This window comes from Nocardia sp. NPDC058114 (genome assembly GCF_042884695.1).
Taxonomy (GTDB): Bacteria; Actinomycetota; Actinomycetes; order Mycobacteriales; family Mycobacteriaceae; genus Nocardia.
In genome coordinates this window covers 188,656-210,102 of sequence record NZ_JBHVTK010000010.1, presented here as the reverse complement: position 1 = coordinate 210,102, position 21,447 = coordinate 188,656, and the positions used below count along the sequence as shown (strand labels likewise).

21 protein-coding genes are annotated in these 21,447 nt (G+C 67.9%); 9 read left to right on the top strand and 12 right to left on the bottom strand.

What is annotated here, in order from left to right; translation table 11 throughout:
* Nucleotides 1-22: 22 nt before the first annotated feature.
* The 4 genes from ACFVVI_RS29745 to ACFVVI_RS29730 all read right to left on the bottom strand — a co-directional run bounded on the left by ACFVVI_RS29745 (nucleotide 23) and on the right by ACFVVI_RS29730 (nucleotide 5,532).
* Nucleotides 23-1,981, bottom strand: a complete 1,959-nt coding sequence (locus ACFVVI_RS29745) for a UvrD-helicase domain-containing protein (RefSeq protein WP_387447664.1) — start codon at nucleotides 1,979-1,981, stop codon at nucleotides 23-25.
* Between the two features lie 166 nt (nucleotides 1,982-2,147).
* Entirely contained in the window at nucleotides 2,148-3,656 is a 1,509-nt protein-coding gene (locus tag ACFVVI_RS29740) for a hypothetical protein (RefSeq protein ID WP_387447663.1), read from the bottom strand.
* Complete coding sequence (locus ACFVVI_RS29735) at nucleotides 3,653-3,868, bottom strand: hypothetical protein (protein ID WP_387447662.1); 216 nt, start codon at nucleotides 3,866-3,868, stop codon at nucleotides 3,653-3,655. The genes ACFVVI_RS29740 and ACFVVI_RS29735 overlap by 4 nt, the downstream gene beginning before the upstream one ends.
* Nucleotides 3,869-4,113: 245 nt before the next feature.
* Nucleotides 4,114-5,532, bottom strand: a complete 1,419-nt coding sequence (locus ACFVVI_RS29730; RefSeq protein WP_378992456.1) for a WGR domain-containing protein — start codon at nucleotides 5,530-5,532, stop codon at nucleotides 4,114-4,116.
* A 475-nt stretch (nucleotides 5,533-6,007) separates the two neighbouring features.
* On the opposite strand from ACFVVI_RS29730, the gene ACFVVI_RS29725 reads away from it, so the two are divergent.
* A complete protein-coding gene (locus ACFVVI_RS29725) occupies nucleotides 6,008-6,634 on the top strand; it encodes a hypothetical protein (protein WP_379315913.1) in 627 nt (208 codons plus the stop codon).
* Between the two features lie 10 nt (nucleotides 6,635-6,644).
* Here ACFVVI_RS29725 and ACFVVI_RS29720 read toward each other — a convergent pair whose 3' ends face one another.
* Nucleotides 6,645-7,232 (bottom strand): TetR/AcrR family transcriptional regulator, encoded by a 588-nt coding sequence (locus ACFVVI_RS29720; protein ID WP_387447661.1) that lies wholly within the window; start codon nucleotides 7,230-7,232, stop codon nucleotides 6,645-6,647.
* Between the two features lie 72 nt (nucleotides 7,233-7,304).
* On the opposite strand from ACFVVI_RS29720, the gene ACFVVI_RS29715 reads away from it, so the two are divergent.
* From ACFVVI_RS29715 to ACFVVI_RS29705, 3 genes are all read left to right on the top strand, one after another.
* Complete coding sequence (locus tag ACFVVI_RS29715; protein WP_387447660.1) at nucleotides 7,305-7,706, top strand: DUF5360 family protein; 402 nt, start codon at nucleotides 7,305-7,307, stop codon at nucleotides 7,704-7,706.
* Between the two features lie 33 nt (nucleotides 7,707-7,739).
* Nucleotides 7,740-8,480 carry a glucose 1-dehydrogenase gene (locus tag ACFVVI_RS29710; RefSeq protein ID WP_358117638.1) on the top strand — a complete coding sequence of 247 codons (741 nt, stop codon included), beginning with the start codon at nucleotides 7,740-7,742 and terminating at the stop codon, nucleotides 8,478-8,480.
* Nucleotides 8,481-8,560: 80 nt separating this feature from the next.
* Nucleotides 8,561-9,094, top strand: a complete 534-nt coding sequence (locus ACFVVI_RS29705; RefSeq protein ID WP_378992460.1) for a hypothetical protein — start codon at nucleotides 8,561-8,563, stop codon at nucleotides 9,092-9,094.
* A gap of 47 nt (nucleotides 9,095-9,141) precedes the next feature.
* Here ACFVVI_RS29705 and ACFVVI_RS29700 read toward each other — a convergent pair whose 3' ends face one another.
* The 6 genes from ACFVVI_RS29700 to sucB are packed head-to-tail and all read right to left on the bottom strand — an operon-like array spanning nucleotide 9,142 to nucleotide 14,469.
* The gene (locus ACFVVI_RS29700) at nucleotides 9,142-9,453 is read right to left on the bottom strand and encodes a pyrimidine/purine nucleoside phosphorylase (RefSeq protein ID WP_378897864.1); all 312 of its coding nucleotides are present in this window, start codon (nucleotides 9,451-9,453) and stop codon (nucleotides 9,142-9,144) included.
* Between the two features lie 38 nt (nucleotides 9,454-9,491).
* The gene (lipA, locus tag ACFVVI_RS29695) at nucleotides 9,492-10,514 is read right to left on the bottom strand and encodes a lipoyl synthase (protein WP_358127197.1); all 1,023 of its coding nucleotides are present in this window, start codon (nucleotides 10,512-10,514) and stop codon (nucleotides 9,492-9,494) included.
* Complete coding sequence (lipB, locus tag ACFVVI_RS29690) at nucleotides 10,511-11,260, bottom strand: lipoyl(octanoyl) transferase LipB (RefSeq protein ID WP_378992462.1); 750 nt, start codon at nucleotides 11,258-11,260, stop codon at nucleotides 10,511-10,513. Before lipB ends, lipA begins: the two co-directional genes overlap by 4 nt.
* A 44-nt stretch (nucleotides 11,261-11,304) precedes the next feature.
* A complete protein-coding gene (locus ACFVVI_RS29685) occupies nucleotides 11,305-11,808 on the bottom strand; it encodes a GNAT family N-acetyltransferase (RefSeq protein WP_378992463.1) in 504 nt (167 codons plus the stop codon).
* 4 nt (nucleotides 11,809-11,812) lie between these two features.
* On the bottom strand, nucleotides 11,813-12,706 hold the full coding sequence (locus tag ACFVVI_RS29680) for a TIGR01777 family oxidoreductase (protein WP_378992464.1): 894 nt from the start codon (nucleotides 12,704-12,706) through the stop codon (nucleotides 11,813-11,815).
* Nucleotides 12,707-12,717: 11 nt separating this feature from the next.
* On the bottom strand, nucleotides 12,718-14,469 hold the full coding sequence (gene sucB / locus ACFVVI_RS29675; protein WP_387447659.1) for a 2-oxoglutarate dehydrogenase, E2 component, dihydrolipoamide succinyltransferase: 1,752 nt from the start codon (nucleotides 14,467-14,469) through the stop codon (nucleotides 12,718-12,720).
* Nucleotides 14,470-14,701: 232 nt separating this feature from the next.
* On the opposite strand from sucB, the gene ACFVVI_RS29670 reads away from it, so the two are divergent.
* Nucleotides 14,702-15,052, top strand: coding sequence for an oxidoreductase (locus ACFVVI_RS29670; protein ID WP_378992467.1), 351 nt, complete (start codon nucleotides 14,702-14,704; stop codon nucleotides 15,050-15,052).
* Here ACFVVI_RS29670 and ACFVVI_RS29665 read toward each other — a convergent pair whose 3' ends face one another.
* Complete coding sequence (locus ACFVVI_RS29665; RefSeq protein WP_387447658.1) at nucleotides 15,053-16,561, bottom strand: leucyl aminopeptidase; 1,509 nt, start codon at nucleotides 16,559-16,561, stop codon at nucleotides 15,053-15,055.
* 137 nt (nucleotides 16,562-16,698) lie between these two features.
* On the opposite strand from ACFVVI_RS29665, the gene ACFVVI_RS29660 reads away from it, so the two are divergent.
* The 4 genes from ACFVVI_RS29660 to ACFVVI_RS29645 are packed head-to-tail and all read left to right on the top strand — an operon-like array spanning nucleotide 16,699 to nucleotide 21,345.
* A complete protein-coding gene (locus tag ACFVVI_RS29660; protein ID WP_387447657.1) occupies nucleotides 16,699-17,484 on the top strand; it encodes a hypothetical protein in 786 nt (261 codons plus the stop codon).
* Nucleotides 17,481-18,566, top strand: coding sequence for a hypothetical protein (locus tag ACFVVI_RS29655; RefSeq protein ID WP_387447656.1), 1,086 nt, complete (start codon nucleotides 17,481-17,483; stop codon nucleotides 18,564-18,566). Before ACFVVI_RS29660 ends, ACFVVI_RS29655 begins: the two co-directional genes overlap by 4 nt.
* On the top strand, nucleotides 18,563-20,044 hold the full coding sequence (locus tag ACFVVI_RS29650; RefSeq protein WP_387447655.1) for a hypothetical protein: 1,482 nt from the start codon (nucleotides 18,563-18,565) through the stop codon (nucleotides 20,042-20,044). The genes ACFVVI_RS29655 and ACFVVI_RS29650 overlap by 4 nt, the downstream gene beginning before the upstream one ends.
* The gene (locus ACFVVI_RS29645; protein ID WP_387447654.1) at nucleotides 20,041-21,345 is read left to right on the top strand and encodes an AAA domain-containing protein; all 1,305 of its coding nucleotides are present in this window, start codon (nucleotides 20,041-20,043) and stop codon (nucleotides 21,343-21,345) included. Before ACFVVI_RS29650 ends, ACFVVI_RS29645 begins: the two co-directional genes overlap by 4 nt.
* The last annotated feature ends 102 nt before the right edge of the window (nucleotides 21,346-21,447 follow it).

Sequence of the window (21,447 nt, the reverse complement as noted above, 5' to 3'; positions counted from 1 at the left end):
TAGCGCTGACAAACGGCGGTGCTCAGTGGTCGGTGATGTAGGCGAGCCAGGCGTAGTCACGGGCGCGGGTGATCGCGACCAGTTTCTGCCGCGCGGCCAGCTCCGCGTGATCGCGGGTGGCGCCCCGGACGGTCGCGAATGTCGCTGGTTCGGTGGTGATGTGGAAGACGGCCGCGAAGTCCATGCCTTTGGCGCGGTGGACGGTGCCGACCTTGATCTCCTTCAGTTGTGTGCCGTCGTAGTCGTCGAGAGGCATCGTCGGTATTTCTGCCGCCTGCAGGACATCGCGCAGGTGCTTGGCATCTTTGTGGGTGTCGACGATGACGGCGATGTCGCCTGGGGGGACGCCGCACTCTTCGACAGCATGTAGGAAGGCCGTGTCGAGTTCGCCACGGCGTAGATGCAGTTCCACGGTGTGGCCGTCGGGCAGGGTCCCATTGCTTTCGCGCAGGATGAATCCGCGGCCGCCGTCGAGGTCGTCGACTGTGTTGCCCGCTTGGAACTTCTTGGCAAGATCCAGTACGGCGGCGCGGTTTCGGTAGTTCGTTCGCAGCACGCGGCCGCGGCCACCCGCCAAGGGAATCCCGGCGTCGGACAACCGCCAGCCACCGGGGTAGACCTGTTGCTGGCCGTCGCCGACGAGGAGCAGTTGGTCTGAGTCGGTGCCGCCGGCGATCTGATGGACCAATCGCAATTCCATCAGGGTGCAGTCCTGCACCTCGTCGACGACGACCATCGAGAAGCGTTCGCTGTCATCGAGCGGCCGCAGCCGGATCTCATCGATCGCCAGCGCGATGATGTCGTTGAAGTCGTGTACATGACGTTTCTGTAGTCGTGACTGGTAGGGGAGATACAGATTTTCCCAGATGTAGGCCCGCTGGCGGCCGTCGAGGCGGACTCCGTCGCGTCCGGATCGCGCGATGGCCTGGTATTCGTCCAGCGAGGTGAGGCCGCGTCCCTTGATGACTCGCTTGATCTCGTCGGCCCAGTAGTTGTGGTTGGTGGCCTCGTAGCCGTCGAGTTTGTGGCGGACACCGATCCACGCGCGCGCCATCGCGTCTTCGGCCGCCTCTACCCCCAGGTTGAAGACGACTTCGCGGGAATTGAGGAAGGCGGTGGTCCATGCGTGCAGACCGAGGAAGGTCGCCCGGTCGGCGACAATCGGGGCGATCCGGGCGAAGCTGGACTGGTGGTAGGTGGGCAGGGTGCGCACGAAGGTTGTGAACAGTAGGCGTCCCGGGTTGCGCTTGGCGAAATGCGCCATCCGGTGCAGTGCTACCACGGATTTGCCGGTTCCGGCGGGGCCACTGAAGCGGGCCGGGCCGGTGAACTTTGCGTGCACAAGTGCGAGCTGGTCGGGGTCGAGGAAGGTGACCCAGTCGCGAAACTGGCGCGTCAGGGAGTTCGACCGGGAGTCCTCGTCTAGGTTCGCGCGATCGAAGAGGCCTTCGCTGGATACCGGATCCGGTGTCGGCGCGTCATCGGTGCAGATCCAAGTGCCCGTACCTATCCGTGCCGCGACGGTGGCGGCAATGGAGCCGGTCCGGTGGCGGGTCAGCAGCCGGTCGCGTGCCAGCACGGTGTCGCGGAGCGTGGATTCGTCTGCGGTGATGAAAGAATCGTGGGCCTCGGTGGTGATTCGATGCGGCAGGAGCAGTACCACCTCGAGGGTGTGCGGGACGAACTGACCGCGTTCGACCAGCAGGCTGGCGAAGAGCTCCTCGGCGGCCCGGCGGATCTCACGCAGAATCCGGGCGGTCGGCGCGTTATCGGCGAAGACCAGGACAAACACGCCGGTTGGGCCGATCGCGACAGCCGCCGACCGGTCCGGGCGGGGTGTCGCCGGATCTAGCAGCAGATGCCAGCCCTGTTCGATCAAGATGACCGAGAGGAAGCGGCGTTGTGAGGCGGTGAGCTGTGGATGCGCGGCGAGCTGCTCGGCAGCCCAGTCGGCACGGCGTTGCCTGCTGATGTCGGACATGATTCCCCCGATTCGGTCCGCGACACAGTGTGTAATGCCTTGTCTGCCAACATAGTTGATACTCAGACTGGATCGCGGGGATTCGAGTGGCGTGATGCGCGCTGGACATGACGAAGATGGCGATCCCGACGAGATCACCCCGGGTCCATCGCCTGCAGGCGGTGTTTCAGATTGCGAGTTGGGTGCTGATTGTGCGGAGTCCGCATAGGGCCGCTTGTTCTGCCAGCGAGGTGCGCAGGTCGGCGGAGAGCTCGGTTCGGATGTGGGACAGGGCTTCCCACGTTGGTATATCGGCGGCGGTGAGGGTGGCTATCAGGGATTCGAGGTCGGGGATCGTCTCGATGAGGGTGAACGAGCGGGTTCGATCGGGGGCGGGCTGGCGGAGAACGAGGTCCAGGAGGGTGGTCGGGGAGGTGGTGGTGGTGCCGGCGTGGACGGCGGCGCGGAATTCGTCGTCGGTGAGGGTGGTGATGGCGGTGGCGAGGGTGTCGTGCGTCGCGGTGGGGAGGGTGGAGAGGAGGGGGAGGGCTTCGGGCCAGAGGTTGTGGGTGGCGGTAGCGCGGACGGCCGCGGTGAGGGTGTCGGGGCGGTGCATGACAGGGAGGGCGGCCAGGCGGGTGCGGGCGGTGTTGTCGAGGGAGAGGGCGACGGGGATCAGGTGCTCCCATTGAGATCCGTTGTGGGCCTGCTCGATCAGTTCGGTGAGGACGTCGTCGGGTTCGGCGGACACCCGGGCCGCGACGGGGTGGAGTTGGGCCGGGGTGAGGTGAGTGGCCAGGGGGAGTAGGGAGAGCCAGAGGTTGTGGGTCAGGGCTAGGTCGGCGATTTTGGTGAGGAGGGTTGGGTTTTGCATCGCTGGGCGTTGGGCCAGGCGTTGTAGGGGTTGGGGAGCCATGCCTGCGGCTACGGGGAGGAGGGTGTCCCAGGCGTCTACTTCTTCCACTGCGGCGAGTAGGCCGTCGATGACTTCGTCGTCTTGGGCGGCTACGACGTTGGCCAGTTTGGAGCGTTCGGTAGGGCCGAGGAGGGCTAGCAGGGTGATCGCTTTGGGCCATTCGTCGGCGTCGTGGGTTGCGCGGATGACACTGGGGACTCGGTCGGTGACGATGGTGAGGAGGCGGTCGGCTGCGGTGGTTTCCTCGAGGTAGTAGCCGACCTGGAGGATGTCGAGGTCGGAGGCGTGGGGGAGGGCTGCGCGCAGGACCGTGTCGGGGACCGAGCCTGCGAGGTTGCCCATCGTCAGATAGTCGCCGCGGCTGATCAATTCGCTGGCGACGGCCGCGGCCATCGGGCCGGGGACCTGGGCGATCAGTTCGACTGCTCGGCGGGGGTCGAGGGTGAGGGTGCCGTCGGCCAGGAAACCGGGGGAGAGGGCGCTGGCGATGGCTACGGCGCGGGCTGGGTCGACGGAGCCGGCGATCGCGGCGGCAAGTACCGGGCCGAAGGCGGCTTCGGTGATCTTGGCGGCGATGGGGGCCGGGACGAGCTTGGCGGCGGCGCCGACTCGCTGCATGCGCCGGGCTTCGCGGCGGGCGGTGAGATCGGTGATCTGGTCGCGGAATTCGCGGAGGGCCGCGGGTGGGAGGGTGGCGAGGAAGGCCAGGTCGGCGGGGTCGCGGTTGAGGACGCGGGCCAGTTTGGTGAGTTCGACGGTGGTGTGGTGGGTCGCGGTCATAGTCCGAGCACCTTCTTCACGGCGGGGCGGGCCAGGCGGGGGATGAGGCGCATGCCGGAGTCGAGGGCGTCGTCGAGGGCTGCCTTGCGGTGATCGAGGGCGGCGCGGACGTAGGTGTCGAGGAGTGCCAGTTCGTCGGGGGCGAGGGTGGCGAAGTCGGGTGGCGGTGGGGTCCCGAGTGTTGCGGTGAGTTGGCGCAGGGCATCCGACACGGACGGCCTCCTTCGATGCGATGTCCGGAAGTTCGTACTGCCGGAGACGATACTGCCGGTACGTGGTGTGTTCTCGACGGTGACCCCGCGTCGGCGACGGCCACCGCCGACGGGTTACGCCGACGGAATTCTGGCCCACCCCAGGGTTTTCCGATGCCTGACGCGGACGAGAGCGAATCGCGAGGGGTGACAGGTCAGTACGGCCTCACCATTGCGGTGGTGGACTTGATTCCTCGGCGGGGGACTCAGCCCAGGCGGCGGATGTCGCCGCGGACTCGGTAGAAGCCGCCGCGGGCGGATTCGGAGACGGCGTCGACGACGTAGCGGGCGCCGGCTAGGCGGATGTCGCGGGGGAATTGGACGTTCCAGCCGGGGTCGTAGCCGGGGGAGATGACGTGGACGCGGAGGGAGTCGCCGTGTTGGAGGCATTCGACGATGACGCCCGTGCCGACGTCGGTGGTGAGTTCGAGGGTGGTGCTGGGGGCTACGGCCGAGAATTCGGGGGCTTTCACCGAGCGGGTGGTGGGGAGGACGCCCTGGTCGGCGTCGCGGATGGCGGATTCGCTGACGTCTAGGCAGGACAGGGCGCCGGAGGTGGTGACCAGGTAGAGCTTTTCGTCGTGGTACTGCATGGAGTAGGCGGAGCCGCAGCCGGTGGCGAGTTTCCACAGGCGGGTGCCGGTGGCGTCGAAGCAGTAGACCGAGGAGTGGGAGTCGCCCGCGAAGACATAGCGGCCGTCGGGGGAGGCGGCGCAGGAGAAGACGGCGGCGTCGCACTGGTAGGTGCGGGTGGCGGTGCCCTGCTTGGTGATTTCCTCGACCTGGTTGTGGGAGGTGCCCGCGTAGACGGTGTCGGATTCCTGCCAGCCGAACAGGACCGCGCCACGGGTGGACGAATTCCACTGGGAGCGACCGGTTTCCAGGTGGTACTTGGTGACGCCGGCGCTGTGGCCGTGGTAGACGCCGGTGGGGTCGACGCGGACCATCCAGCCGGAGTTGCCCTTGCTGCGCGCGGACCAGAGGGATTCCTCTTCGTGGTCGATGACGGTCAGGCCGCCCGCGGAGTCGGAGGCGGCGAGGATGCCGTCGTGGATGTCGAGCCAGTAGACGTCGTCGGCGGAGACGTCGTAGGCGGCGCGGGGGACCTTGCCGGACAGGTCGTAGACGCGGCCGTCGTCGCAACCCGCGTAGATCCAGAAGTCGTCGGCGACGATGCATTTGACCGCGTCGGGCAGTCTGTAGCTGTTGGTGACGACGCCGGCGGGGGAGAGGGTGAAGACCTCGCCGTCCTCGTTGCCGACCCAGCAGCGCTGCTCGTCGACGAAGATGCCGAAGGCGGCGGCGCCGGAATCGAAACGCCACAGCACGGGGGCCGACTTGGCGGTGGAGCGCTGGCTGGTGATGCTGCGGCGGGTGACGGTGCGGCGTTCGCGCGCGCCCATGACGGCGGGGGCGTAGCCCTTGCGAACCTTCTCACCGATCTTTTTCTGCGCGGCCGACTTCGCCTTGTCCTCGGTGGCGAAGGAGCTCGCTTTGGACTGACCTTGCTCGCCGATGCGTCCGTAGCGGATGTTGACGTTCGTTCCGGTGACGACTACCTCGTAGAACTTGTGCGAGGAGCCCGCGTCGTCGGACAGTTCGAGATAGGTGGTTTCGGCGGTCATGCGTCCTCGCTGAGCTCGTGGAGATCGAATGCACGAAAAGTAGCAAGGGGCACCGACATTCGGTGCGGTGCTCGTCAGAGGTGGTATGTCCGGCAGCCGGTGGGGTGGACGGATGCAGTCCGAGTGCGCTGGACCGCTGCCCGGCGAACAAGCTGATAGCGCGCGTCGGCAGTTCGACCCGACTACAGAATCCGGCTCCCAGATGGTGGGATCGACGGGTTTCCACGCAGACGCGGGATCGCGGAGGGCCTCGCGATGCCGATCCTTGACGGGTTGGTCCCGGAGAGGTGGGAAACCACTGCGCCGATCATCGCGACAGGCCGTCTTTGTAACGACACGCGGCGAAAGGATTGCGGGATCGCGCTGGGTGATAGATGCTGGTCCAACTGTTGGTGCGTATCTGGGCGTGACTTTTCCGCGACCATTTCGTAATCTTACGGTGACCTGCTCTCGACAATGACTGGTGATAGACAACGTGACTGCTTCGCATCGCAAACCGTCGGCTCCCAAGAGTCGGCTGCCGCTGGCCGTATGCAGTCTCGCGGCGACTGTTCCCGGCATGTTGATGATGGTGATGCGGCCGGGTGCGCAGGTCGAGGCGGTGGCTTCGGTCGAACCGCTGTCGACGTCGGCCATCGAGCTCGACCCGATCGCCGCCGCGCCGACGCACGATGCGCCGCAGCCGGGGCCGATCGTTCGGGCGGATGACGAGATGGCGGCGTTGTCGGCGCTGAAGGTGAAGGTGTTGTGCGGGACGGAGTTCAACGGGACTCTGCCGCATGTGGCGCAGGTCGGTAACCTGCTGCAGAAGATGTTCGGGGTCTCCGACATCGGTGGTGCGCACGGTCGCTATGACGGTGACCATGGCGCGGGGCAAGCACTCGATGTGATGACGGGCAACCTTGCCCTCGGCAACACCATCGCCGACTTCGTGCTGGCCAACAAGGCGCGCTTCGGTGTCACCTACGTGATCTGGCAGCAGCGATACAACGACGGCAACGGCTGGTCCTACATGGAGGATCGCGGCAGCCCGACGCAGAACCACTATGACCACGTGCACATTTCGTTCGAGTCGTCGGGCGCGACCAACATCGCCTGCTGATCGCGCGAATTCAGGATTTCGTCGCGAGCTCGGCCAGAATCGGTTCGGCCTGGTTTCGCAGGAGTTCCAGCTGACGTTTCGGGGGGAATCGTTCAGGGTCGAAGACTGCCTGGATACCGATACCGTCGATGAGGATCGTGAGGGATTCGGCCGCGTTGCCGAGGTCGGGGCCCGGTCGGTAGCCGACGGAGGTCAGGACCAGTTCGAGTGCCTCGCGCCAGGCTCGGTAACGCGCGCGTTGTTCGCCGGCGAGCTCGGGGTCGTGGGTGGCCCAGTCCCAGAAGGCGATCCACACCTGCCATTCGACGCGACGGGTTCGGTCCATCGGCAGGCACTGGCTCAGTAGCTCGTACAGATCGGCGGACTCGGGGGCCATGCGGGTCACACGGTCTGCGACAGCGGTGGATGCCGCGCCGAGCGCCGCTCGCAGCACAGCGCGTTTGTCCGCGAAGTAGTGCACGACCATGCCGGTGGTGCATCCGGCCTCGGCCGCGATGTCGCGGACGGTGGTGTGCGCCAAGCCTTTGGTGGCGATGACCTGGCACGCCGCAGCGCTGATCGCGCGGCGACGCTCTTCGTGATCGACGATTTTCGGCATTGACACGAGAGTTTACATACCCGGTATTATGTAACCGTGGTTATGCAAAAACTGCGAGTGGTGAAGCGAGTGATGTTGGTGACCGACCTGGGCTTCCTCGCCTACTGGGTCGTCACCGCGCTGGGGCTGATCAGTGTCGGGTCGGATGAGTTTCTCCAGCAGTGGAACTGGTCGTTTCTCGGACTCGATGCCGCGGCGATCGGGTTGGGGCTGGCCGGGCTCGCGCTCGGCAGGCGCTCGGCATACTCGATCCCGCTGATCATCGTGTCGTTGTCGCTGACCTCCGCCGCAGGGCTGATGGCGCTGAACTTCTACGTGATTCGGGGCGAGTACAGCCTGATGTGGTGGATTCCCAACCTCTGGCTGTTTCTGTTTCCGGTCGTGGCGCTCGCCGGGATCGTCCGCGCAGGAAGCGAAATTGGAACGCGTTCTAGCAATACTGTCCGTCGGGTGGGCTGTCCTCCTACGGTGTGAGGAGGTTCGGTTTCTACGAAGGAGAATGCGGATATGGGACGGTTGGCCGGCAAGGTTGCGGTGATCAGTGGTGGTGCGCGCGGGATGGGGGCGGCGCATGCTCGGCGGTTCGTCGCCGAGGGGGCCTCGGTGGTGATCGGCGATGTGCTCGATGACGAAGGCGCCACGGTGGCAAAGGAACTCGGGGACGCGGTGGCCTATCGGCATCTCGATGTTCGTGAGCCGGAGCAGTGGGCGGGGATCGTGGCGGCCGCGGTCGAGGAGTTCGGTGGGCTGCATGTGCTGGTGAACAATGCGGGGATCGTCAATGGGAACCTGCTGGTGGACTTCGCGTTGGACGAGTGGCAGCGGATCATCGATATCAATCTGACCGGGACGTTTCTCGGGATGCAGGCGGCCGTTCCGGCGATGAAGGAAGCCGGTGGCGGGTCGATCGTCAACATCTCCTCGGTCGAGGGGATGCGGGGGAGTCCTGGTCTGCACGGGTACACGGCGACGAAGTTCGCGGTGCGTGGGCTCACCAAGTCGGCGGCGCTGGAGCTCGCGCCGCAGGGAATTCGGGTGAATTCGGTGCATCCGGGCCTGATTTCCACGCCGATGACCGAGGGGATCCCGGCGGACTTCCTGCAGATTCCGCTCGCGCGGGCGGCCGAGCCGGATGAGGTGTCGGCGCTGGTGGCGTATCTGGCCTCCGACGAGTCCTCGTATTCGACCGGCGCGGAGTTCGTAGTGGACGGCGGTCTCACCGTCGGCGTACCGCACAAAAGCTTCTGACCTGGCGCGCAGAGCGTTACGGGCGATCTACTCGCCCGAACGGGTGATTTCGGCGCGCGAAAGCGAGGAAGATGGAAGGTATGGCCCCCAACAGTGCGAAATATCTGATCAGCAACGGCACCGACGACCGGGTGTCGCTTTTCGATGACGGGCGCGTGAAGGTCTGGTCGACCACCCATTTGTGGACCGAAGAAGCTCGCGTGCGGCACAACGCCCTCGGCGAGACCGTGCTGCTCGGCATCGGGCGCACCCTCGGTGAGCCCGGCCCCGTGGATCGGCGCCAGCAGTGTGACGCGGAGTTCGAGCTCGACCCGGAGAAGGGTCACACGGTGGCTGCCACCGTCGGCGCGGACAACGGGACGTTCGTGCAGTTCTTCCATGACGGCAAGATCGCGGTCGGCAACGACGGCCGCGATGTGGCGACGGTGTTCAACGCCGGCCGGGAAACGACGTCGGCTCGCGGGACGACCGGTGTCGGTGGGTCGGTGATGGTCACCTTCGGTGGCAGCTACCGACCGAGGACCAAGCGCGAGAGTGACTTTCAGGTGGAATTGAGCGAGGCCACGGCCCCGCGACCCAACCGGCTGTACAAGGACGAGTTCCTGGTGAAGTAGATCCGGCGAACCGGGGCGACCGATCTGGTCGCCCCGGCTCCGGTTCGTCAGCCGTAGTAGCAGACGTAGTGCAGGGTGTCGACGACCTCGATGTCGAACGAGCTGTCGCCGGGGACCTTGAACGACTCGCCCGCACGGTAGGTGATGGCCTCGGTCGTACCGGCCAAGGTCACGTTGGCCTCGCCCGCGACCAGCTCCATGATCTCCGGAGCATTGGTGGAGAAGGTGAGCGACGACGGCTGGATCACGCCGACCGACACCGAGGCGCCATCGGGCAACTCGAGGCTGTAGCTGACGCACTTGCCGTCGAAGTAGACGTTGGCCTTCTTGCTGACGGAGACGTTCTCGAACTTCGACATGGGTCCTTCCGAGGGGGTGAGGGGACCCTTAGTCTAGGTCAGCTGCCGAAGCGGGCCAGGACCGAGCTGGCTTCCTGAGAAGCGGTGCCTTCCTTGGCGAGGTGGGCCATCGCTTCGGGGATCTCGCGGCCGTGGTGGGCCATCGCCTGGGCGTAGAGACGGCCTGCCCGGTACGAGGAGCGCACCAGCGGGCCCGCCATCACACCGGCGAAGCCGAGTTCTTCGGCGACCTTGGAATGCTCGACGAATTCCTCCGGCTTCACCCAGCGGTCGACCGGGTGGTGGCGGGGGCTCGGACGCAGGTACTGGGTGATGGTGAGGATGTCGCAGCCCGCTTCGTGCAGGTCGCGCATCGCCTCGGTGACCTCTTCGGGGGTTTCGCCCATGCCGAGGATGAGGTTGGACTTGGTGACCAGACCCGCCTCGCGGGCGGCGGTGATCACGGCGAGGGAGCGCTCGTAGCGGAAGGCGGGGCGGATGCGCTTGAAGATGCGCGGCACCGTTTCCAGGTTGTGCGCGAGGACCTCGGGGCGCGAGGAGAAGACCTCGGCGAGCTGGGCCGGGTCGGCGTTGAAGTCGGGGATGAGGAGTTCGACGCCGGTAGCCGGGTTGCTCGCCTTGATGGCGCGTACGGTCTCGGCGTAGAGCCAGGCGCCGCCGTCGTCGAGGTCATCGCGGGCGACGCCGGTGATGGTGGAGTAGCGCAGGCCCATCGACTGGACGCTCTCGGCGACGCGGCGGGGCTCGTCGCGGTCGAGGGCGGCGGGCTTGCCGGTGTCGATCTGGCAGAAATCGCAGCGGCGGGTGCACTGCTCGCCGCCGATGAGGAAGGTGGCCTCGCGGTCTTCCCAGCATTCGAAGATGTTGGGGCAGCCCGCTTCTTCGCAGACGGTGTGCAGGCCCTCGGACTTCACCAGGCTCTTGAGCTCGGTGTATTCGGGGCCCATGGTGGCGCGGGTGCGAATCCACTTGGGTTTGCGCTCGATCGGTGTCTCCGCGTTGCGCGCTTCGATGCGCAGCAGCTTGCGTCCGGCGGGGGCAGAGGCGTCGACGGAAGTCACCGGACCGACTCTACGCTCGGGGCCTGTGCGTTCGCCGGGGCGGTGGTGCGATCAATGTCATGGGGCTGAACGGGAATTTCACCGTCGAGCGCGGCAACAATCGCGGCGGACACGAGGGGCTTGAGCTCGGCGACGGTGACTTCGCGGCCGAGTTCGCGGGTCAGCGTGGTGACGCCGGCGTCCTTGATGCCGCAGGGCACTATCGCCTGGAAGCCGTCGAGGGCGGAATTGCAGTTCAGGGAGATGCCGTGCAGGGCGACACCGCGCTGCACGCGCACCCCGATCGCGGCGATCTTGCGCTCGGCGAGCAGCTCGGTGGCGGGCAGCCACACCCCGGAGCGGCCGTCGATGCGGCCGCAGGTGATGCCGAGCCCGGACACGACCTGGATCAGGGCCTCTTCCAGGCGCCGGACGTAGTGGACGACATCGACGGGCTCGGCGAGGCGGATGATCGGATAGCCGACCAGCTGGCCGGGCCCGTGCCAGGTGATCTTGCCGCCGCGGTCGACCTGCACCACCGGGCTGCCGTCGATCGGCAGATCCTCGGTCTCGGTGCGGCGGCCCGCGGTGTAGACCGACGGGTGCTCGAGCACGAACAGCCGGTCGGAACCTTCGCCTGCGGCGCGCTGATCGGCGGTCTGCCGTTGCAGTTCCCAGGCGGCGTGATAGTCGATGAGTCCGAGATCCTCGACCACGATCGGGGTCGTATCGAATCGAGCGGACGCGGTGGGGCGCGTGTCGTTCACCGTTCTGACGTTACGCCGGGGGTCCGGTGCGGCCAAAGAGGGTCTCAGGGTTCGACCGGGAAGTTGCGCTGCATCAGAGTCAGGTCCATCCAGCGGCCGAATTTGTGGCCGACCTCGGGGAGTTCACCGACGGTGTGGAAACCGAAGCGTTCGTGCAGGACTATCGACGCGCTGTTGGTGGACTCGATGGCGGCGATCATGGCGTGCACGCGACCGGAATCGATGGCGCGCGCGATCAATTCGGTGAGCAGGGTGGTGGCTACGCCACGGCGCTGGAAACCGCTGTCGACGTAGACCGAGTTCTCGACGGTGAAGCGGTAGCCGGACTTGGGACGCCATTGGCCGTAGGAGGCGTAGCCGGCCACCTCGCCGTCGATTTCGGCGATCAGGATCGGCATGGCGGCATCGGTACGGGTGGCGAACCAGGTGAGGCGGTCGTCCAGGTCCACTTCGTCGGTGTCCCAGATCGCGGTCGACTCGGCGATGTTGGTGTTGTGGATGGCGAGGACGGCGGGGAGGTCGGCCTTGTCGGCGTCGCGGATCAGCATCGGCTCACCCTCTGCCGACAGCGGCGGCCAGCGCGGCGCCGATGGTCGGGTGCTGGTAGGTGTACCCGGCCTCTTCCAGCACCGCGGGGATGGCGCGTGGGCCGTGCAGGATCGAGTCGGCCAGCTCGCCGACCAGGGCTTGCAGGGCGAAACCGGGGACGATGAACGGGGTCGGCCGGCGTAGTGCGCGGCCGAAGGCGCGGTTGAATTCCGCGTTGGTGACGGGGGCGGGGCCTGCGACATTGATCGGGCCGGAGAGCTCGGGGTGAGTGAGCGCGAAGACGATCGCGCCGACCTCGTCGTCGAGGGAGATCCACGGGAGGTACTGGCGGCCGCTGCCGAGGCGTCCGCCCAGACCGGCCCAGTACAGCGGGTGCAACTTGCCGAGCATGCCGCCGTTGCGGGCCAGCACCACGGCACTGCGCAGCAGCACGATGCGCGCGCCCGCTTCGGCGGCCGGTTCGGTGGCGGCTTCCCAGTCCCGGCACAGGGTGGCCAGGAAATCCGTACCGGCGGGCGACGTCTCGTCGACGATCGCGTCACCGGTCCCGCCGCCGTAGTAGTGCGAGCCGCTGGCGTTGACCAGCGTCGGCACACCGGTGGCGGCCACCGCGGTGGCCAGGACATCGGTGGGAGTGATGCGGCTGTCACGCAGCAACTGCTTGTAGCCGCCGTCCCAGCGACGGTCGGCGATGCCGGCACCGCACAGGTTCACGACCGCGTCGGCCCCACGCAACGCCCGCTCGTCGAGCTGGGCGCGCGCGGGATCCCACGCGAATTCGTCCGGTGCGGCGGGAGTGCGCCGCACCAGGCGGGAGACCTGGTGCCCGTCGCGGCGCAGTGCCGCGACGAGCGCCGTCCCGATCAGGCCGGACGAACCGGCGATGACCACCTTCATGAATTCCTCGACTACAGGCCGAGATCGGCCTCGAACGCCGAATCTTCCAGCCGGTGCTTGATGGTGGAGACGAACCGGCCCGCGTCGGCACCGTCGATGAGACGGTGATCGTAGGTGAGCGGCAGGTACACCATCGAGCGCACGCCGATGGACTCGCCACCGGCCTCGTCGGTCACCACCACCGGGCGCTTCACGATCGCGCCGGTGCCCAGCATGCCCGCCTGCGGCGGGAGCAGGATCGGGGTGTCGAAGAGCGCGCCCTCGCTGCCGATGTTGGTGATCGTGAAGGTGCCACCGGACAGCTCGTCAGGCTTGAGCCCGCCGGTGCGCGCGCGGTTGGCGATGTCGGCGATCGCGCGGGCCAAGCCGGCCAGCGACAGGTCGCTGGCGTTGTGGATGACCGGCGAGAGCAGACCCTGCTCGGTGTCGACCGCGATCCCCAGGTGCACCGACGCGTGGTAGGTGATCTCCTTGGTGTCCGCGTTGTAGGACGCGTTCACGTTCGGGTGCACACCGAGCGCCTCGACGACGGCCTTCGCGAAGAACGGCAGGTACGTCAGGTTGACGCCCTCGCGCGCCTTGAACGAGGCCTTGGCGAGCTGACGCAGATGCGCGATCTTGGTGACGTCGGCCTCGTGGACCTGGGTCAGCTGCGCGGTGCTCTGCAGCGATTCGAGCGTCTTGGTCGCGGTGATCTGGCGGATCCGGCTGGCCTTCTGCGTGGTGCCGACGAGGGCGGCCAGCTTCGGGGCGGCGGACTGCTTGGCCGCGGGCGCGGGTGCGGCGGCAGCGGCCGGAGCGGCGGCGGGCGCCTTCTTGGCCTCGGCGGCGGCGAGCACGTCCTGCTTGCGGATGCGGCCGCCGACACCGGAACCGGTGAGGGTCGACAGGTCGACGTTGTTCTCGTCGGCCAGCTTGCGGACCAGCGGGGTCACGTACGGGGTGCTGCCGTTGGACGACGCCGGGGCAGGAGCGGACGCGGCAGGCGCGGGTGCCGGAGCGGGCTTGGGAGCCGGTGCCGGAGCGGGCTTCGGCGCGGGTGCCGGGGCCGCGGCGGCGGGCGCAGGCGCGGGTGCCGGGGCAGGCTCAGCCGCCGGGGCGGGCTCAGGTGCCGGGGCGGGAGCCGGTGCGGGCGCGGCGGCCGCGGGCTGGCCGCTACCGATCACACCCAGCTGACCACCCACATCGATGACGTCGTCTTCCTGCGCCGTGATCTCGAGCAGCGTGCCCGCGACCGGCGACGGGATCTCGGTGTCGACCTTGTCGGTGGACACCTCGAGCAGCGGCTCGTCGACGGCGACGGTGTCACCCACGGCCTTGAGCCAGCGGGTCACAGTGCCTTCGGTGACCGACTCGCCCAGTTCGGGCATCTTCACGGGCGTGCCGGAAGCAGCGGACGCGGCAGGCGCGGCGGCCGGGGCGGGGGCCTCGGCGGCAGGTGCCTGCGCGGCGGGCGCGGGTTCGGGGGCCGGCTCAGGCGCGGCGGGTGCGGCAGCAGGCTCAGGAGCGGTGGCGGGGGTCTCGCCGGCATCGCTGATCACGCCGAGTTCACCGCCGACCTCGACGATGTCGTCTTCCTGGGCGACGATCTTGGAGAGCACGCCCGCGGTCGGCGACGGGATCTCGGTGTCGACCTTGTCGGTGGAGACTTCGAGCAGCGGTTCGTCGACCTCGACCGTGTCTCCTTCCTGCTTCAGCCACCTGGTCACCGTGCCCTCGGTGACGCTCTCACCAAGGGCTGGCATCTGGACGGAGAAGGCCATGTCCTCTGACTCCTCTGAGTGTGTACCCGGCGGACATCCGTCGCGGGTCGCGGCTTTCGTCCACCCCGCCGGTCTCGGCGGAGCACCCGGGAAACGTTGGTTCTTGTTCCGGCAACCATCCTTGCACTCGTCTGTCGCGGGTGTAGCGCAGGGCGGCGATCCGGGCGAAGCTGGCACCATGGAATGTACGGCGGTGAGCAGAATTCCGCCGGAATGTAGGAGGTCGAGCCGGATGGGTTTGCTGGATCGTTTCCGTGGTGGGCGCGGTGCGAGCAGGTCAGGCGCTCGCGAGACCGCGTCGGAAGTGAGCGCCTTGGCGGACTGGGCGCGGACGCGGCGCGGCGTCGAAGCTTTCGTCGAACCCAAAACGACTGTGACCGATGTCACAGCAGTGCTGGTGGCCGCGGACGGTGAGTGGACCCGTCGCATCGTCGGCGAGAAGGGCGCGCGGCGGTTGGCCGGCGCGTTGAAGATCCCCGTCTACGACGTGAACCGCACCGGCTACCCGCAACGCATGCGCGACTTCGATGCCCGCCGCCGCATCGAGGAGCGGCGGGCTCGCGAAGCCGAGTTGGGGGAGTGACTACTCCGCGCCGATCTCCTCGATCACAGTGATGAGCGTGCGCACCGGGACGCCGGTTCCGCCCTTGCCGATGTAGCCGAACGGGCCGCCCGTGTTGTAGGCCGGACCCGCGACGTCCAGGTGGGCCCACTGCACGCCCTCGGGCACGAAGTCCTTGAGGAACAGTGCGGCCGAGAGCATTCCGCCCCAGCGGTGCGGCGCGACATTGGCCAGGTCGGCGACCTTGGAGTTGAGGTCGGCGCGCAGCTCCGCGGGAAGCGGCATCGCCCAGCCGTTCTCGCCGACCGAGCGTGAGATCGCGGCGACGCGGTCGCGGAACTCGTCGGTGCCCATCACGCCCGGGGTGCGCGTGCCGAGTGCGACCATCTGCGCACCGGTGAGGGTGGCGACGTCGATCAGGTAGTCGGGCTCGTCCTCGACCGCGCGCACGATCGCGTCGGCCAGGATGAGACGGCCCTCGGCGTCGGTGTTGATGACCTCGACGGTGGTGCCGCCGTACTGGGTGAGCACGTCGCCGGGGCGCTGCGCGGTAGCCGAGGGCATGTTCTCCGCCATCGGGACGGTCGCGGTGACGGTGACCGGCAGGCCGAGCCGCGCGGCCAGCAGCACGGTGGCGATGACCGCCGCGGCGCCCGCCATGTCGGAGGTCATGTTCTCCATGTTGGCGGCGGGCTTGATCGAGATGCCGCCGGTGTCGAAGGTGATGCCCTTGCCGACGAGCGCGATCTTCTTCGGGCCGCCCGCGTAGGTGATCCGGATCAGGCGCGGCGGACGCGAGGAACCCTGGCCGACGCCGATGATGCCGCCGTAGCCTGCCGCGGCGAGCGCGTTCTCGTCGAGCACCTCGACCTCGAGGCCGGCCCCGACGGCGAGGATCCGGGCCCGCTCGGCGAACTCGGCGGGGTAGAGCGCGCTCGGCGGGGTGTTGACGAAATCGCGTGCGGTGGCGATCGCTTCGGCGACCAGCTGTGCGCGCAGTAGCTCGAGCGTGCCGAATTCCGGTCCGGGCACCAGCAATTCGAGCCGGACCACCGGGCGCTCGTCCGGCTTGGGCGCGCTCTTGGACTTGAACGACGAGAAGGTGTACGCGCCGAGGTAGAACCCTTCGGCCGCCGCGCCGAGATCGATGCCGGACAGGGTGGTGGCGACGAGTTCGGTGCCGCTGAGCGCGCGCCCGGCCACACCGGCGCTACGGCGCACCTGTTCGGCGTCGACCTTGTCGGCCGCGCCGAGTCCGACGGCGAGCACACTGGTGACGTCGGCCAGTGCGGCGGGCGCGGGCACCCGGGTGAGTTCCTCGGGCTTGCCCTTGGCGCCGACCGAGCCGAGAGCGTCCAGCAGTTCCGCGCGAACCTCGGCGGTGAGCACGTCGCCGAACAGGTCGGCGGGCACGATGGCCGGTCCGTTCTCCGAGGACGTCAACCCGATCACCAGCACGTCGGTGTCCGCGGCGATGGATTCGGTGCGCGCCAATTCCGGTCCGAGTGAACGATCTGCAACAGCTGTCATTGCCCCAGGTTATTCGGTCGCTATCGGTGCTCGCATCACGAGTCCGGGTGTGCGGGTGTGCGGCACGTCGGTTCGGCTGTCCCAGAAATACTGGGAATTACTGGACAATACTGGTAGCTGTGGATACGCTCCGACTCGTGACGGACTCGGCCGAGGAGCTGGAGGTGCGCATCTCCGGTTTGCGGGCCGAGGTGCGACGGGCGGCCGCCGGTGGGGATCGGGCCGGGGCGCGGCAATTGCGCGCCGAACTGCGCCGGGCCGAGTTGGCCTGGGACGCGGCGGTTCTCGGTTCGATGCCGGAAGAGGCGTCGGAGGCGCCGGGGGTGCCGGTGCGCGAACATGTGCATCGCGCGTTGACCTTGCTGTCGGTGCCGTCGTCGCCGAAATTGGTGCTCGCCACCCATGACGCGTTCTTCTCCGGCGAGCTGCTGCCCGCCCGGCTGACCAGCCTGCGCCGTGACGAGGAGCGTTCCTTCCGGTCGGCGCCGTATGCCCGCCCGTACTACCTGTGCGCGGCCCTCACCACCGATCTGCTGGCCCCCGCGCGCGGTCTGATGGCGGTGAGTTCGTGGCCGCTGGAACGGCGGATGGTCGGCCCGTTGAGTCCCCGGGTCGGGCTGCTGGTGTCGGCTATTCGCTTGGCCGAACATCTTTCGGCGCAGCCTGCGGGGGAAACGTCGGGTTTGCGCGTACTGTGGCGGCTCGCCGTGTCGATTCCTGGCATCTCCACCGCCCCGGATTCGCTCGACCCGGCGAAGGTGATCGAGGCCGCGCGGCGTGAGCTCGCGGTGCACGAGGACGAGGACGCGAGGCAGCGCAATTCGGCCGCGTGTCGGGCGGCGGATCAGCTGGCGGATCCGGCCGCACAACTATTCGGTGTTCGGCTCGGCGTAGCCGATCGGCGACGAATCGAGGTGAAATGAGCACTCTCGCAGCACAGTTGGACGAGTTGCGCGGCGAAGCCCCCGCGACCAGACACAATGCCCGCACCATCGCCGCGCTGACGGCCAATCCCGGATGTGCCCGCCGCGCCCTGCTCGACGCGGCCGCGGTGGACAAGACTGTGATCGCCCAATCGCTGGGGTTCCCGCCACAATTCGGTCAGTCCCAGTTCGCCATTACGCGCGGCAACGCTTTCGAGGCGATGGTGAAGGCGAACGGTTGCGCGGAACTGCTCGCCCTGTTGCGTGACAAACTCGGACTCACGATTCCCGAAGTCGCCTACCACGACCTGAATTCGGTGGGGGAGAACACCGGCAACGCGGTGCGGTACCAACGCACCAGGCAATTGCTGAAGAGCGCGATCGCGGCGGGCGACGGCACCCTCTTCGACCACCCCATGCTGCGGCTTGATATCGCCGGTGCGACGGCCTATCTGGAACCCGATGTGGTGGCCGTGCAGTTGGACGGCAAGTTCCATGTGGTGGAGGTCAAGGCTTTCCCGGTGATCGACGGGCAGGCCGATCCGGCGCAGGTGGCAGCCGCCGCGCGGCAGTCCGCGGTGTACGTGATCGCCTTGCGTGAGCTGATGGCCGAGATCGGTGAGTCACCGGAGATCGTGTCGCACAATGTGATTCTGGTCTGCGCGAAGGACTTCTCGAATCGGCCGACCGCCGAACTCGTCGATCTGCGCAAGCAACTCGCCACGGTCTCGCGCCAATTGACCAGGCTCACCGCGATTCCCGACCTGCTCGACCTGCTGCCACCCGAGGCCACCTTCGCGCCGGGGGAGCACCTCGAGAAGACGATCGCCGCCATCCCGGCCCGCTACGCGCCCGAGTGCATGTCGAGCTGCGAGCTCGCGTTCGCCTGCCGCGACGAGGCCCGCACCTGCGGTTCGGTGGACGCGCTGGGCCGCGGGGTGTGCGATGTGGTCGGTGGCATCGAGAACATCCACACGGTCCTCGGCCTGGCCGACGGGACGCTGGAACCCGGCCCCGAGCACGCTGACATCACCGCCATGCTGCGGACCGCCCATCGGCTGCGGTGGGAGATCGCCGGATGAGCGTCCTGGCGGCCCTGGCCAAGGCCGAGGCTGTGCGGGCAGGCCGCGCGCAGGCGACCGCGGCGGTGCGCCACATCCACCTCGCCGAGCGGCCGCTGGTCGCGGTGCCGTTGCGGTTGGCGGGGGAGGCGGCGGCGCCGGTGGCGATCATGATCGGCACCTCGGCCGGCGACCAGAACGTGCTGACGGTGCCGCAGCCGCGCGACCGCGTGCTGCGGTTGCGGTTCATCGAGCAACTGGCTGATGTTGTGCTGCCCTATCTTTCGACGTTTCTCGTCGAAACCGAGGAGCTCACCAGCAAGGCGGGTGAAACCTACACGCGGTGTCTCGACGCGCCCCAGATGTGGACACCGAACCCCGGCGGCGTGAATTTCCTGAAACTGCTGGGGCGTTCGGTGCGATTTCACCGGATCGACGGGGACAACCCGGTGCCGGAGTCGATTCCGCTGCTCGGACGCTGGCTCACCTGGTTCGGTGATCGCGCCGAACATCCCGGTTCGGCGGTGTTGCCCGCGATGACGACGGCGCTGTCGTCGCATTGGGCGTCGGGCCAATCCAGCCTCGAAGACGGCAATCTCGCGGCCCTGCTCGGCTGGATCGATCCGCCGCCCGGGTCGACCGGCGCGGAAGCCGCTGCCCTGGCCGAGGACCCGCTGCTGTCGCCGCCCGCGGGTCCGGCCACCGATCCCGGATTCGACAACGAGGAACTCGCGCCGCTGATCGCCGCCTACAACGCCGCACTCGACGACTCCGCCAGATCTGTCGCGGCCGAACGGCTCGAGCGCTCGCTGCGTGGCCAGCTCGAACCCACCTGGCAGCTGATGTGGCGTTCGATCGAGCTGCTGAGCGCACTGCCCGAAGGCGCCAGCGTCGAGAACCGGTGGACCGATGATCGCGGTGCGTTCTCCCGCTTCGCCGCCGATGTCGCGGAGGGTATTCCGCAGGCCCGCCGCGATTCCGCCGTTCCCGCGGTGCGCAGACTGCTGGAGCGGGAACGGGCGCTGGAAGCCTTGCAGGGGCAGTGCGCTTTCGATGATCCGCTGCGCATGCTCGAGCACCGTGTCAGCGGAGCGGCTTTCCGCGGCACCGTCACCCACAGTGAGCCGGAGCGCCTCGATCGTTCAGGATCGCGTCCGAAACTGCGCCCGCACATCCATATTCGGACCGCCGACCCGTTCATCGCCGTGGCCGGGGAAGAGCTGACCTGTGTCGAGCGGCCGAAACAGTCGGGGCTCGTCGTCGAGATCGACGGTGACACGATCGTTCTCGAACTGTCCGGCGGAATGGGGCGCAAACTCGTCGCTGAGCCGGGCAGTGTTCCGGAGGAAGGCGATGACCTCGGTTTCGCCCGCTTCAAACCGGCACCGTTCAACGGGATGCTGAACCTGCCCGCGCGCGAGGAGACGCCGTGGACCCACGGGGGCCCGCCGCCGGAATGGACCCCGCCGACCGACGTGGAAGGGGACGAACTCCAGTGACCACACCGGACGAGGCCGTCGCCGGAATTCTCACCGACCTGCGCGACGAGAGCCATCGCGCGATCGTCGTCGACTCCCCACCGGGCGCGGGCAAGTCCACGCTGGTCGTGCGCGCGGCTCGCCAGCTCGCCGAGGACGGCGACCAGCGGATGATCGTCGCCCAGACCAACGAGCAGGTCGACGACCTCATCGACCGGTTGGCCGCCGCCGACCCCGCACTGCGGATCGGGCGGCTGTCCAGCGCGGCCTACGTCGTGAGCGATCGGGTGGATCGGCACGGCAATGTCCGGGTCGCCAAGCAACCCGGCGACCTCGCCGACCGCACCATCGTCATCGGCACCGCGGCCAAGTGGGCCACCATCACCGAGGGCAGCTGGTCGCACGCGATCATCGACGAGGCGTACCAGATGCGCTCGGACATGTTGTTGCGCATCGCGAATCGGTTCGATCGCGGGCTGTTCGTCGGCGACCCGGGACAGCTCGACCCGTTCGCGACCGTCGAAACCGCGCGCTGGGCCGGTCTCACCTGGGATCCGACGATGAGCGCGGTCAGCGTGATGCTGGCCAACAACGATCACATTCCCACCCACCGGCTGCCGGTGTCCTGGCGGCTGCCCGCCACCGCCGCACCGGTGGTGTCGAAGGCGTTCTACCCCTTCACCGAATTCCAGTCCGGCACCGGACTCGGGGACCGGCGCCTGGACTTCACGACCCGCGGTCTGGGTGGGCCGGTCGACGCGGTGCTGGAGGAGGCGGCCGAATCCGGATGGGGCTGGTACGAATTGCCTGCCCGGCACACCCTGCGCACCGACCGTGACGCCGTCGCCGCACTCGCCGCGATCGCGGCCCGGCTGATCGAACGCGGCGCTACTGCCCACTCCGAATCCGGCAGCCGCCCGGTGACCACCGAGCGGGTCGCGATCGGCACCGCGCACCGCGACCAGGCCGACGCCATCCGCACCGCTCTGCGCGGTACCTGTGCCGAACCCGTCACTGTCGATACCGCCAACCGGCTCCAGGGTCGCGAATACGACGTCACCCTGGTGCTGCACCCGCTCTCGGGCCGCCGCGACGCCAGCGCCTTCCACCTGGAGGCGGGCCGGCTGTGTGTGCTGGCGTCCCGGCACCGCCACGCCTGTATCCTCGTGGGCCGCGCGGGCATCCCCGAACTCCTCGACGCCCACCCCTCCGCCGACCCGGTCCACCTCGGGGTGCCGGTGAAGTTCCCCGACGGCTGGGAGGCGAATCAAGCGGTGCTGAGTCATCTGTCGAGCCATCGGGTGCGAGCGGCGGCGCTGTAAACCGCACCTGGCGTTCAGATGCTGTGAGTTAGCCTGATACACCGTGTTTTTCGACAATTCGCGACTTCGCGCACACGGTCGGGCCGTCGGTTAGTCTCACGG

Coding starts and splice junctions, on each gene's coding strand:
- sucB (WP_387447659.1), bottom strand. CDS start 14,469: ATGGCCTTCTCCGTCCAGATGCCAGCCCTTGGTGAGAGCGTCACCGAG.
- ACFVVI_RS29745 (WP_387447664.1), bottom strand. CDS start 1,981: ATGTCCGACATCAGCAGGCAACGCCGTGCCGACTGGGCTGCCGAGCAG.
- ACFVVI_RS29710 (WP_358117638.1), top strand. CDS start 7,740: ATGGGACGGTTGGCCGGCAAGGTTGCGGTGATCAGTGGTGGTGCGCGC.
- ACFVVI_RS29655 (WP_387447656.1), top strand. CDS start 17,481: ATGAGCACTCTCGCAGCACAGTTGGACGAGTTGCGCGGCGAAGCCCCC.
- ACFVVI_RS29730 (WP_378992456.1), bottom strand. CDS start 5,532: ATGACCGCCGAAACCACCTATCTCGAACTGTCCGACGACGCGGGCTCC.
- ACFVVI_RS29705 (WP_378992460.1), top strand. CDS start 8,561: ATGGCCCCCAACAGTGCGAAATATCTGATCAGCAACGGCACCGACGAC.
- ACFVVI_RS29650 (WP_387447655.1), top strand. CDS start 18,563: ATGAGCGTCCTGGCGGCCCTGGCCAAGGCCGAGGCTGTGCGGGCAGGC.
- ACFVVI_RS29665 (WP_387447658.1), bottom strand. CDS start 16,561: ATGACAGCTGTTGCAGATCGTTCACTCGGACCGGAATTGGCGCGCACC.
- ACFVVI_RS29670 (WP_378992467.1), top strand. CDS start 14,702: ATGGGTTTGCTGGATCGTTTCCGTGGTGGGCGCGGTGCGAGCAGGTCA.
- ACFVVI_RS29720 (WP_387447661.1), bottom strand. CDS start 7,232: ATGCCGAAAATCGTCGATCACGAAGAGCGTCGCCGCGCGATCAGCGCT.
- ACFVVI_RS29685 (WP_378992463.1), bottom strand. CDS start 11,808: ATGCTGATCCGCGACGCCGACAAGGCCGACCTCCCCGCCGTCCTCGCC.
- ACFVVI_RS29700 (WP_378897864.1), bottom strand. CDS start 9,453: ATGTCGAAGTTCGAGAACGTCTCCGTCAGCAAGAAGGCCAACGTCTAC.
- ACFVVI_RS29715 (WP_387447660.1), top strand. CDS start 7,305: ATGTTGGTGACCGACCTGGGCTTCCTCGCCTACTGGGTCGTCACCGCG.
- ACFVVI_RS29680 (WP_378992464.1), bottom strand. CDS start 12,706: ATGAAGGTGGTCATCGCCGGTTCGTCCGGCCTGATCGGGACGGCGCTC.
- ACFVVI_RS29740 (WP_387447663.1), bottom strand. CDS start 3,656: ATGACCGCGACCCACCACACCACCGTCGAACTCACCAAACTGGCCCGC.